Below are 12,260 nucleotides of genomic sequence, written 5' to 3' on the forward strand. Positions count from 1 at the left end.
CGACTTCGATTGGCGGACTTCGAAAACGAGCCGCCTGGCATGACTTGCCCCGTGATATGAGCGTCTTTATCAAGGACGTGCTTCAAAACTGCCTCTGCCGCCCGCGAGTCGCCAGAAAAATCATGTTCTTTCGTTTACTCCGCCTGGTCCTGATCGCTGCACTTGTTGTCTCGGCGCCGCCGTCGTTCGACGCGATGGCGCAGGCGCTCGGGCAGGGTGCCGCCGGGCTGGTCACAGACCAGCAGAAGGTCATCCAGAGCCTGACGGCCAAAACCGACGATCTCGAGAAGAAGATACAGCAGGACGGCCAAGACGATGCCACACTGGTGGAAATCCGCCTGCAATTGGAGGATCTGTCGCGGGCGGCGCTCACCAGCGCGCTGGCGTTCCGCTCGCGTCTCGGCGATATCAACGATCGGATCGAGACGCTGGGACCTCCGCCGGCCGCGGGCCAGCCGGCCGAGCCCGACATCGTGACCGGTGAACGCCAGGCGCTGGCTTCCGAAAAAGCCGAGATTAACGCCGTCATTGCCAGCGCGCAGAACCTGTCGATCCGCATCAGCGGGCTGATCGAGAAGATCGGCAACATGCGCAGCGAGCTGTTCCGCAATCAGCTCACCAAGCGCTACGTGCTGTCCGATGCATTGAGCCCGGAGGTCATCTCCGATGCCAACGACGAATTTACCAGTTTCTACAAAGCGGTGTCGTCCTGGCTGAGCTTCGCCTTCAAGTTCAAGTTCCAGGCAATTCTTGCCGCGACGTTGATGGCGCTTGCGCTGGCCGCCGTGCTTTTTGTCGGCGGGCGGCGCCTGTTCGGCCGCGTCTTCGAAGCCGATCCTTCCGTCGAGGATCCATCCTATCTCAGCCGCCTGTCGGTGGCGTTCTGGTCGACATTGCTGCCGTCGCTGGCGGTTGGCGCCTTCCTTATCTCGACGGTCTTCTTCTTCAATTATTACAATGTCTTGCGCGGCGACATCGGCATCTTCCTGAATTCGCTGGTTGCCGTTATCGCGGTGGTGTTCTGCGTCAACCGGCTGACCAATGCGGCGCTGGAACCGCGGTTGCCGAACTGGCGTCTGATCCCTGTCGAAACCGGCCCGGCGCGCTGGCTGGTGCGGCTGACGACTGCCATGGCCGTCGCCATCGGCATCAATTATTTCCTGTCGGTCGTCAACGACAAGATGGGCTCGCCGCTATCGCTGACCATCGCCAGAAGCTTTGTCGCCACCATCAGCGTCGGCGTCATCCTGATCCTGATGGGGCTGCTGAAGCCGTTCAAGGCTGCCGACGGGAGCTGGCGCCCGTGGCCGCAATGGCTGCGCTACACCGCCGTCGCGCTAGGGCTATTCACCATAGCGTCGGCGCTGCTCGGCTTTATCGGCCTTGCTATTTTCGTCTCGGTGCAGGTCGTGGTTACCGGCACTATCCTGGTGACCGCCTATATCGGCTTCCTGTCGGCGCGGGCGATCGGCATGGAAGGTGGCTTCGCCAACACTTCGATCGGGCGCTGGCTAGCGGCCAATTCAAGCTACGAAGAGACCGCGCTCGACCAGCTCGGGCTTGTCGTCAGCGCCGCCATAAACATCATGATCGTGCTGGTGTTCCTGCCGCTGATCCTGTTGATGTGGGGCTTCCAGCCCGGCGACATCCAGGCCTGGGCCTACAAGCTGGCGACGGGCCTCACCATAGGCTCGGTGACGATCTCGGTCACCGGCATCCTCACCGGCGTCGCCGTCTTCATCATCGGCTATTTCCTGACGCGCTGGTTCCAGGGCTGGCTCGACGGTTCGGTGATGGCGCGCGGCCGGGTCGACACCGGTGTGCGCAATTCGATCCGGCTGGCGGTCGGCTATGCCGGCGTCGCGGTCGCGGCACTGGTCGGCATCTCGGCGGCCGGTATCGACCTCTCCAATCTCGCGCTGGTCGCCGGCGCCTTGTCCCTCGGCATCGGTTTCGGCTTGCAGAATGTCGTCTCGAATTTCGTGTCGGGCCTGATCCTGTTGGCCGAGCGGCCGTTCAAGGTCGGCGACTGGATCGTCGCCGGCGACATCAGCGGCACGGTCAAGAAGATCAGCGTGCGCGCCACCGAGATCGAGACGTTCCAACGGCAATCGGTGATCCTGCCCAATTCAAACCTGATCAACAATGCGGTCGGCAACTGGACGCACCGCAACAAGCTCGGCCGCGTCGACATCAAGGTCGGCGTTGCCTATGGCAGCGACGTCAAGCACGTGCATGGCGTCCTGTTGGAGATCGCACGCAGCCATCCGCTGGTGCTGAAGAACCCGGAACCCTTTGTGCTGTTTTCCAATTTCGGCCCGGCCGCGCTCGAATTCGAGATCCGCGTATTCCTGGCAGACGTTCTTAGTGGCAATATCGTCCAGAACGACATCCGCTTTGCCATCTTCGATGTGTTCGCCGACCAGCATATCGAAATTCCGTCGACACCGCGCGCCGTCGTCGAGACCAAAAAGCACGAGGCGTGGCCGATCGACGACGACAAGATCGAAGTCGAATTCGCCGAGCGGGAACAAGCAAAAGCCCTAGCGGCGGTCGAGGCGAAACGTCTCGCCAAGTCGGGACGCAAGGTACGGAAGCCCGATCCTGACTAGCTGTTTGGAGCTTGCCTTCAAGCCTTCGGAAACCAATTGCGGCATGAATGCGGCATTCAGTTGCCGTTCAGCTTGCATTACATATAAGCTCACCTGCAAACGGCGAGAATGCCTTGCGAAATGCAACAGAGGCGGTGGCAACACCGATACTGCAAAATGTGGAAGTCTCTCGTCGCCGCCGTCGCTTTTCTGGCCGTGGGCGGTTCGGCCCATGCCGCCAGCGCGGTCAACAAGGACGCCGAGACCCGCACGCTGATCGTGACGGAAGGCGGCGGCAAGACCGAGCTGGCGCTGGCCGCTGGCGAAACCGTGGAATTTTGCCCGAGCGGCTGTTTTGTTACCTTGCCGAATGGCGACCTCGAGGCGCTGACCGGTTCGGAGACGATCGAGATCTCGGGCGGCGTCGCGCGCATCAAGTAAAGTCGACGCCATGATTTTTGAAGGCCGGGCAAACGCCCGGCCTTTTATTTGCTTCCGGTAATCGGCGATGAAGGTATGCATTTTTCTTCGAAGCTGCGCAGGACGGGCTCTAGCAGTGCCTTCGTACCGAGCAGGGCGAAGGCTTAGGTCTAACTGCATTCGACGGGCTGGTGGCGCGGGCTTTTTTGGCGATGTCGCAAACAGGCTGCAAGCGCGGCGCCGCGCCGCCCTATAGTCTGCTCGCATAGCATCTTGGAGTCGCGGGCAATGGCAGGGTTTCCGGAAAAGACGAAGGTCGTCATCGTCGGGCTGGGCGGCATCGTCGGCGCATCGGTCGCCCATCACCTGATCGAGCGCGGATGGGACGATATTGTCGGGATCGACAAATCGGGCATCCCGACGGATATCGGCTCGACGGCGCACGCTTCCGACTTCTGCTACACGACCAGCCATGATTTCCTGTCGTGCTGGACGACGCTCTATTCCATCGATTTCTACGAAAAAATGGGTCACTACGCGCGCATCGGCGGCCTCGAGGTCGCCCGCGTCGGCGACGACGCCCGCATGGCGGAGATCAAGCGCAAGATCGCCTCGGCGAAGGCCTTCGGCACACGCGCCCGCCTGATCGATCCCGCCGAGATCAAGGAAAAATTCCCGCTGATCGAAGAACAGATGGTACAGGGCGGCCTGTGGGATCCCGACGCCGGCCTCGTCATCCCGCGCTCGCAGACCGTCGCCGGCAAGCTTGTCGACCAGGCGGAAGCTTCCGGCAAACTCAGGGCGTTTGCCAATACGTCGGCCAGGTCGCTCGTCATCGAGAACGGCCGCATCAAGGGCGTGGTGACCGACCGCGGCACCATCGAGGCCGACTATGTCGTGGTCTGCACCGGCATCTGGGGACGGCTAATCGCGGAAATGGCGGGCGAGGACCTGCCGGTCATGCCGATTGACCATCCGCTTACCTTCTTCGGGCCGTACACCGAGTTCGCCGGCACCGGCAAGGAGATCGGCTGGCCGCTGCTGCGCGACCAGGGCAACTCGGCTTACATGCGCGATACCGGCGACCCCAAGACCGCCGAAGGCGGGCAGATCGAATGGGGTTATTACGAAGAGACCAATCCGCGCCTCTGCCATCCGCGCGATATTCTCGAGAAAAACGAGGCGCGGCTTTCGCCGTCGCAACGCGATCTCGACATGGAACAAATCCTGGCGCCGCTCGAGCGCGCCATGGAACTGACGCCGATCTTGGGCGAGCTGGGCTACAATGAGAGCCATTCCTTCAACGGCCTATTGCAGGTGACAGCGGACGGCGGCCCCTCGATGGGCGAAAGCCAGAAGGTCAGGGGCCTATGGTATGCCGTTGCGATCTGGGTCAAGGACGGCCCCGGCATGGGCAAGCTCATCGCCGACTGGATGACGGACGGCCGCACGGCGATCGACCACCACGCCATCGACTATTCGCGTTTCTATCCGCACCAGACGAAAGAACAGTTCATCTGGGATCGCTGCACCGAAACCGCGATGAAGGTCTACAACCCAGCGGTCCATCCACGCGAGCCCTTCTCCAAGGCTCGCAATGTCCGCCGCTCGCCCTTCTGGGAGCGCGAGAAGGAACTCGGCGGCTATTTCATGGAACTCGGCGGCTGGGAGCGCGCCCATGGCTACGCCGCCAACGAGCATCTGCTCGAGAAATACGGCAACCGGGTGCCGGTGCGCCAAAACGAATGGGATAACCGCCACTTCTGGCGCGTCTCGAACGCCGAGCATCTCGCGATGAGCGAGGATTGCGGCATTGTCAATCTGTCGCATTTCGCCATGTACGACGTGGAAGGCCCGGACCATGTCGCGCTGATGGAATGGCTGTGCGCGGCAAAGATCGGCGGTGACGGCAATATCGGCAAGGGCATCTATACCCATTTCCTCGACGAGGAAGGCATGGTGCGCGCCGACCTGACCGTCATCCGCATGGCCGACCGCTGCCGCGTCATCGACGGCGCCGATGCCGGGCCGCGCGACTTCCAGTACATGCGCCGGACGGCAGAGGACAAAGGCTTCGACGTTAGCGTCACCGATGTGACCGAGAGATATGTGACCGTCGGCATCTGGGGTCCGAACGCGCGGGCGACATTGAGCAAGTGCGTGGAAAACCCCGACGGGCTGACGCCTGAGAATTTTCCCTTTGCCGCGATCAAGCCCGTCAGGATCGCCGGCAAGGACGTGACCGCCTTCCGCATCTCCTATGTCGGCGAGCAAGGCTGGGAACTGCACATGCGCTACGACGACGGCCTGGCTGTCTGGGACGCGCTGCGGTCGACCGGCGTGATGGCCTTTGGCGTCGAGACCTATGCCAACAGCCGCCGCATGGAGAAGAGCCTGCGCCTGCAGAATGCGGACCTGTTGACCGAATACAATCTGCTGGAAGCCGACCTTGCCCGTCCGAAAGTCAAGGAGGCCGATTTCTGTGGCAAGGCAAAGCATCTGGAATATCGCGCCCGGGCGCATCAGCCGGCCATGCTTTGCACGCTTATCATGACCGACAATACCGATTCCAATGGCGTTCTCCGCTATCCGGTCGGCACGATGCCGGTGATGGACCCGCAAACCGGTGAGACGCTCGTCGACGAGCTCGGCCGCCGCTCCTTCACGACCTCGGTGGCCTATGGTCCGACCCTCGGCAAGAACATCGCGCTCGCCTACCTGCCCTGGGCGTATTGCCAGGAGGGCCGCAAGCTGAGCGTCGAATATTTCGGCGAGAAGTACCCGGTCGAAGTGGCCGCCGTCGGCTACAGGCCGCTCTACGACCCGGAGAACCTCAATCCGCGCAGCTAAGCGTTGCTTGCCTGACGATTCTCCACACAGGCAAGCCGAGCAGTGCCAGCAGGACCCTGAATGCGGAAGCCCGATTCATCGTCGGGCTTTTCGCTTTGTGGAGCGATGATTCTCGCTTACCGTCGCGCTGCGATTAGGGGGTGCCTTTGCGGCGGATCGGCTGGGACAGAAAAAACGATACGCTTGTGTTTCAACTGAACCGGAATATCCCGGTTCGCGTCAGCTGGACCTTCGCAATTCCCATTGTGCTGCCCTTCCTGAACGAGTGGGCGAGCCGACCCAAGGATGCACTGATCCATACCTCTATCTTTGCAGCGCTTCTGTTTGCGTCGATATTTCTGCACGAACTGGCACACGCCTGGATCGGACGCCGACAAGGCGTCGCCACCGACAGGATAGAATTATATCTCTTCGGCGGGCTCACGCGTTTCAAACGCGCCGCAGCGCCATCGCCTGCCTGGGCGCGGATTGCGATAGCGGGTCCCCTGGCGAACGTCGCGCTCGCCGCGTTTTTCGATGCGGCCTATTATCTGGTTTTTGGAGAACTCATCCCAGTTGCGCCCGAAAGGCCATTCGGGTGGCTGCCGTCAAGGTCGGCCGGTCCTCTGGAATGGACGCTTTGGATTGGCGCATTATTGAACGTGTCACTTATCATTCTCAACATCCTGCCCGCCTACGATCTGGATGGCGGCGTGATTGCAAGACATTTGTTCCTGAGACGCTTCGGCGTCCGCCGGGCCGCGCAGATCGTCGGCATCTGCGGCATCGTACTTTCAATTCTGCGTTTTGCGATCATCTTGCCTGCCGCGGTTGCAGGTATTCTGTTGTGGCTTCCGCCGTCATTCAAGCCGAACTGGAGGGCAGCGCGCGGGGTCGATGCTAGAAAACCGAAGCCGGAACCATCCTCCGAGACGGATGTCGAGAAGGCCGTGGAGTGGCGGGGACGGGGCGGGCACCGCATCTACAAATGAAATTCGCTTTCCGGCGGTTCGCAAGAATGTGACCGGATGAGCCCGGCTCTCCACCGGGCTTTTCTCTTTGTCGATCGGCGATTTTCGCTTACCGTGCGGCATGTCTGGTTTTGCCCGTGCAAGACATCTCGTCTCGGGTGCCGCCGCGCTGGCGTCGGTGCTATGGCTGACTGCAAACTCCCGCGCCGCCGAGCCGGTCGACGTCGAACTGGTGCTGGCAGTCGACGTTTCGCTGTCCATGTCGCCGGACGAGCTCGAAATCCAGCGTCATGGCTATGCGGCGGCGCTGACGCATGACGATGTCCTGCAGGCAATCGGCGAAGGCGCTCATGGCAAGATTGCCGTCACCTATGTCGAATGGGCTGGCGCGACCTGGCAGCAGGTCGTCGTGCCGTGGACGGTGATCGCCAATCGTGCCGACGCCGAGCGGCTGGCAGCGCAGCTTTCCGCTCATCCGCCGGCCAGTGCCAGGCGCACCTCGATCTCCGGCGCGCTGGAATTCGCCAGCGATCTCTTTGCTGAAAGCGGCTTCCAGGGCGTCAAGCGGGTGATCGACATTTCGGGTGACGGCCCCAACAACCAGGGCGCACCTGTCGATATCACCCGCGACGCCGTGATCAAGCAAGGCATCACCGTCAACGGCCTACCGCTGATGACCAGGGGCGGGTTCAGCAGCGCTTACGATGTCAACAATCTCGACCGCTACTACAGCGACTGCGTCATCGGCGGGCCGGGCTCCTTCATGATCCCGGTCAATGACTGGACGCAGTTTCCGGAGGCCATCCGCCGCAAGCTGGTGCTGGAGCTTGCCGGTCCGGCCTCGCCGCAGCGAGCGGCGGAAGAGGCGGCGCATCCGCCATTGGTGCTGGCACAGGACATCCCCGTCACCGACTGCCTGGTCGGCGAAAAAATGTGGCGCGACCGCAGCTGGATGTACGACAGCCGCTGATGGCGGAGTTTGCTGTCGATGGTGACATACCGCAGTGCAGCATCTGCTTCATTGACAAGCCTGCGGGCGTCTGTGACACAATTCTGCATCCGAACGCATAAAAGGGGAACCGACATGAACAGGATCGGAATTCTTGCCGCAAGCTTGACGCTTGCCGTCGGATTGTCCGCGCCGGCGATGGCCGCCACATCGGTCAGCATCGGCATCAGTGGATGGACCGGCTTTGCGCCGCTGACGCTCGCCAAGCAGGCCGGCATCTTCGAAAAGCACGGCCTCGACGTCACCTTGAAGAAGGTGCCGCAAGCCAGCCGGCCGCTCGCCATCGCCAGCGGCGACCTGCAATGCGCCGCCACCACGGTCGAGACCTGGCTGGTCTGGAACGCCAATGGCGTGACGACCAAGCAGATATTCCAGCTCGACAAATCCTACGGCGCCGACGGCATCGTCGCTCGCAACGACATCAAGACCGTCGCCGATCTCAAAGGTAAGTCGGTCGCGTCTTCGGCGCCGGGCACCTCGCCTTATTTCATGCTGGCCTGGGTGCTCAACAAGAACGGCATGTCGACCAAGGACGTGACGGTCGTCAACCTGGAGCCGGATGCGGCGGCGCAGGCGTTTCTCGCCGGCCAGAACGATGCGGCGGTCACCTATGAGCCGTTCATCTCGGCGGTGCGCGAAAAGTCCGACCAGGGCCATATCCTTGTCACCACTCTCGACTATCCGATGGTGCTCGATACGGTCGGCTGCACGCCGGAGTTCCTCAAGGCCAATCCGGATGCGGGCAAGGCGCTTGCCGACAGCTATTTCGAGGCACTCGACCTGATCAAGAGCGATCCGGCGAAATCCTATGAGACGATGGGTGCCGACGTGAAGCAGTCGGCCAAGGAATTCGAAGAGTCGGCCAAATATCTGAAATGGGCCGACAAGGCTGAAAACAAGCAGTTCTTCACCAAGGAATTCCAGGACTTTTCCAAGGCCGCCGGCGAGCTTCTGCTGCAGATGGGTTTGATCAAGGAAGCGCCTGACGTCTCGACGTTGGCCGACACCAGCGCCGTCGCCGACTAACCGCCAGGATTGTCGCCCGGCGGCGGCGCGTGCGCCGCCGCTTTTTCATTCAGATCGAGGACGGTCGAAGATGCCGCGCCCCTTGCATCCGGTCTCGCCGGGCATTCGAACCGTGCTCGGCATTTCGTTCTTCGTGCTGTTCGTGGCGTTCTGGGCGTGGATCACGCTTGGCGGCCACGTCAATCGCATTTTCCTTGCCGATCCGCTGTCGATGGTGGGAGACGGCTGGCGGCTGCTGGTCGAGGACCGCTTCTGGCTCGACATCCTTATCACCATCTGGCGCGTCTTCGGCGGGTTCCTGATGGCGGCCATCGTTGCCGTGCCGCTCGGCATCGTGATGGGTGCCTGGAAGCCAGTGGAGGCGTTCCTGGAGCCGTTCGTCTCCTTCGCCCGCTATCTGCCGGCATCGGCCTTCATCCCGCTGCTCATCCTGTGGGCGGGCGTTGGCGAGCTCGAAAAACTGCTGGTGATCTTCGTCGGCTCGGTGTTCCAGATCATCCTGATCATCGCAGTCAAGGTCGGCGGCACACGGCGCGACCTGGTCCAGGCGGCCTACACGCTTGGCTCGTCCGACAACGGCATCGTGCGGCGCGTGATCATGCCGGCCAATGCGCCGGAGATTGCCGAGACCCTGCGGCTGGTGCTCGGCTGGGCCTGGACCTATGTCATCGTCGCCGAGCTGATCGGCTCGTCGTCGGGCATCGGCTACATGATCATCAACAGCCAGTCGCGGCTGGCGACAGGGCAGATCATCTTCGGCATCATCGTCATCGGCCTGATCGGGCTGTTGTCCGATTTCGCCTTCAAGGCGCTCAACCGTTGGCTGTTTCCATGGAGCCTGGCGTGAGCAAGCTGCTCATCGAAGGCGTCTCGCGCACCTTCGCCGGTGTCGGCGGTGGGCAACCGGTCAAGGCGCTGATGCCGATCGATCTGGTGGTCGCCGCCAACGACTTCATAACCATCCTGGGGCCATCCGGCTGTGGAAAGTCGACGCTGCTCAGGATCGTCGCCGGCCTCGAAGCGCCGAGTGGGGGACGTGTTCTGCTCGACGGCAGGGTGGTGGACCGGCCCGGTCCAGACCGCGGCATGGTTTTCCAGTCCTATACGCTGTTTCCGTGGCTGACGGTCGCCGAGAACATCGCCTTCGGCCTGCGCGAACGTGGAATGGCCGAGCACGAGCGCAGCGAAATCGTCGCTTCTTACGTCGATCTCGTCGGGCTGAGAGGTTTTGAAAACCATTGGCCGAAGCAGCTTTCCGGCGGCATGCAGCAGCGCACCGCGATTGCCCGGGCACTGGCCAACGATCCGGAGATCCTGCTGCTCGACGAGCCGTTCGGCGCGCTCGACAACCAGACCCGCGGGCTGATGCAGGAACTGCTTCTCGGCATCTGGGAGCGCCGGCAAAAAACGGTGCTGTTCGTCACCCACGACATAGAGGAGGCGATCTTCATGGCGTCGCGTGTGGTCGTGATGACGGCACGGCCGGGCCGCATCAAATCGGACGTTGCCGTCGACCTGCCCCATCCGCGCCACTACACGCTGAAGACCAGCCCGGAGTTTTCGGCACTGAAGGCGCGGCTGACGGAAGATATCCGCGTCGAGGCGATGCGCACGGCGCAGATATAGTCGGGTCAGCAACGCGCCTGAACGGCTCAGAGACTTCGTAAGTCCTTGATAAGCACGTAAAGATGCAGCGGGTCCGTCGGCGATTGCGCGAATCCGTAGCGCTCGTAAAACGTGCGGGCGCCGTCGTTCTTGGCGTGGACGACGACCGCGCGGATACCTGCAATATCGGCCGCCTGCAAACTGCGCAGGACGGCATCGCGCAACAGTCCGCCGCCGACGCCTTTGCCTTGCCAGTCCAGACCGACCGCAAGACGCGCCAGCAGCATTACAGGCACCGCATGGCGTGCGAGACCTTTCGTCGATCGCTCGGGCGCACCCTCGTATTTAATTTCACCAACGACCAGGGTATAAAAGCCGATCACATCTTCGCCAGAGAGACAATGTAGGTCTGCGAAGCATTGGCTTGCTCGTTTTGGAATGCATAGCGTACGAGAAAGCGATTGAGCGGTTCTTCACCGCAGTCGAACATGTCCACCAAATGCTTGCGGGCCAGTTTCTCGATCTGGAATTCGCTCACGCCGGATCGCGACCGGAAAAGATACTTGGTTCGTTCAATAGGCGCTTGAGGCGGGGAAGATCACGCGTTGGCGCGTCGAGCGCTGCCATGAACGCGACCCATTTTTCGGCGTCGAGATGAAAGCTGCGCCGGTCACATTCGCCAGACAATGTCATGACAATTTCGGCCGCGCGCGCGAAACGTGCTGGATCAAGCCGCCAGAAGCTGCTTGCGGTCGACGCGTTCCTGTTGCGGCGAGCGGGCGTACAACTCGCGATAGCATTTGGAGAAATGCGAGGCGGAAACAAAGCCGCAGGCGACCGCCACTTCGACCACCGGCAACGACGACTGGATCAGCAGGTGCCGGGCGCGGTCGAGGCGGATCTCCAGATAGTAACGGGCAGGGGAGCGCCCCATCTCGGTGCGGAACAGGCGCTCAATCTGCCGGCGCGACAGGTCGACATGGTCAGCGACCTCGATCAGCGAGAGCGGCTCGGAGAGATTGGCTTCCATCAGCTCGATAATGGTCAGAACCTTGGAATTCTGCACGCCAAGGCGGGCGCGCAGCGGCAGGCGCTGGCGGTCGGTCGGGCTGCGCACGCGATCAGTCAGCACCTGCTCGCAGACGCGGTTGACGAGGCTTTCGTCGAAATCGTCGCCGATCAGCTTCAGCATCATGTCGAGCGCGGCGGTGCCGCCGGCGCAGGTGTAGATGTTCTGGTCGATCTCGAAGAGGTCGGCGAAGACATTGGCCTTGGGGAACGCCTCGGAAAAGCCCGGCAGGTTCTCCCAATGGATGGCGCAGCGCTTGTTGGACAGCAGGCCTGCGGCGGCCAGGATATGCGCGCCGGTGCACAGGCCGCCGACGGCAACGCCGCGATTGTACTCCTCGCGCAACCAGGCAAAGGCCGATTTGTTCTGGTAGCGCTCGACATTGATGCCGCTGCAGACGATGGCCATGTTCGGCCGGTCCGGTCCGGACATTTTCTTGCGCTCTTCCTCCAGCGAGGTGTTGACGGCGCATTCGACGCCGTTCGAGGCGCGCACCGGCTTGCCGTCGATGCTGGCGAGCCGCCAGCGATAGGCTTCATAGCCGAGCATGCGGTTGGCCGAACGCAACGGATCGAGCGCCGTCGCGAAGGCGATCATGGTGAAATCGGGGACCAGGAAGAATACGAACGATCGCCGGATCGGGTGCTTTACGACGTTCACGGGTAGATCCTCACGCTGCAATGGCGCGAACAGGATGTCGCGATTAGCATAGCGACATCAGGAAAGACGTTTCCTGTCAA

Annotated in this window: 12 protein-coding genes; 8 read left to right on the forward strand and 4 right to left on the reverse strand. The window is 61.9% G+C overall.

The genetic code is table 11. From position 1 onward, the window contains the following. Positions 1-122 precede the first annotated feature (122 nt). The 8 genes from NKH16_RS21980 (at position 123) to NKH16_RS22015 (ending at position 10,472) form a co-directional block, all read left to right on the forward strand. Positions 123-2,612: a mechanosensitive ion channel family protein gene (locus NKH16_RS21980; protein ID WP_352742296.1), complete on the forward strand. Its 2,490-nt coding sequence runs from the start codon at positions 123-125 to the stop codon at positions 2,610-2,612. Between the two features lie 156 nt (positions 2,613-2,768). Continuing rightward, complete coding sequence (locus NKH16_RS21985) at positions 2,769-3,032, forward strand: hypothetical protein (RefSeq protein WP_352452117.1); 264 nt, start codon at positions 2,769-2,771, stop codon at positions 3,030-3,032. Between the two features lie 267 nt (positions 3,033-3,299). Beyond that, positions 3,300-5,861: a GcvT family protein gene (locus NKH16_RS21990; RefSeq protein ID WP_352742294.1), complete on the forward strand. Its 2,562-nt coding sequence runs from the start codon at positions 3,300-3,302 to the stop codon at positions 5,859-5,861. 146 nt (positions 5,862-6,007) lie between these two features. Further along, the gene (locus NKH16_RS21995) at positions 6,008-6,832 is read left to right on the forward strand and encodes a site-2 protease family protein (protein WP_352742292.1); all 825 of its coding nucleotides are present in this window, start codon (positions 6,008-6,010) and stop codon (positions 6,830-6,832) included. Positions 6,833-6,932: 100 nt separating this feature from the next. Beyond that, positions 6,933-7,781 carry a DUF1194 domain-containing protein gene (locus NKH16_RS22000; RefSeq protein WP_352454623.1) on the forward strand — a complete coding sequence of 283 codons (849 nt, stop codon included), beginning with the start codon at positions 6,933-6,935 and terminating at the stop codon, positions 7,779-7,781. Positions 7,782-7,895: 114 nt separating this feature from the next. Next, positions 7,896-8,846: an ABC transporter substrate-binding protein gene (locus NKH16_RS22005; RefSeq protein WP_352742290.1), complete on the forward strand. Its 951-nt coding sequence runs from the start codon at positions 7,896-7,898 to the stop codon at positions 8,844-8,846. 70 nt (positions 8,847-8,916) lie between these two features. Continuing rightward, complete coding sequence (locus NKH16_RS22010; protein ID WP_352742289.1) at positions 8,917-9,693, forward strand: ABC transporter permease; 777 nt, start codon at positions 8,917-8,919, stop codon at positions 9,691-9,693. Beyond that, positions 9,690-10,472 (forward strand): ABC transporter ATP-binding protein, encoded by a 783-nt coding sequence (locus NKH16_RS22015; protein ID WP_352742287.1) that lies wholly within the window; start codon positions 9,690-9,692, stop codon positions 10,470-10,472. Before NKH16_RS22010 ends, NKH16_RS22015 begins: the two co-directional genes overlap by 4 nt. 26 nt (positions 10,473-10,498) lie before the next feature. On the opposite strand, the gene NKH16_RS22020 is transcribed toward NKH16_RS22015, so the two are convergent. From NKH16_RS22020 to NKH16_RS22035, 4 genes are read right to left on the reverse strand one after another with little or no spacing between them, the layout of a single operon-like run. After that, a complete protein-coding gene (locus NKH16_RS22020) occupies positions 10,499-10,834 on the reverse strand; it encodes a GNAT family N-acetyltransferase (RefSeq protein ID WP_352742285.1) in 336 nt (111 codons plus the stop codon). Next, positions 10,831-10,989, reverse strand: a complete 159-nt coding sequence (locus tag NKH16_RS22025) for a hypothetical protein (RefSeq protein ID WP_352742283.1) — start codon at positions 10,987-10,989, stop codon at positions 10,831-10,833. Before NKH16_RS22025 ends, NKH16_RS22020 begins: the two co-directional genes overlap by 4 nt. After that, complete coding sequence (locus NKH16_RS22030; RefSeq protein WP_352742282.1) at positions 10,986-11,144, reverse strand: type II toxin -antitoxin system TacA 1-like antitoxin; 159 nt, start codon at positions 11,142-11,144, stop codon at positions 10,986-10,988. Before NKH16_RS22030 ends, NKH16_RS22025 begins: the two co-directional genes overlap by 4 nt. A 34-nt stretch (positions 11,145-11,178) precedes the next feature. Beyond that, positions 11,179-12,117, reverse strand: coding sequence for a GlxA family transcriptional regulator (locus NKH16_RS22035; protein ID WP_348625928.1), 939 nt, complete (start codon positions 12,115-12,117; stop codon positions 11,179-11,181). Between the last annotated feature and the right edge of the window lie 143 nt (positions 12,118-12,260).

It is taken from the genome of Mesorhizobium sp. M1307 (assembly GCF_040318155.1).
Lineage (GTDB): Bacteria > Pseudomonadota > Alphaproteobacteria > Rhizobiales > Rhizobiaceae > Mesorhizobium.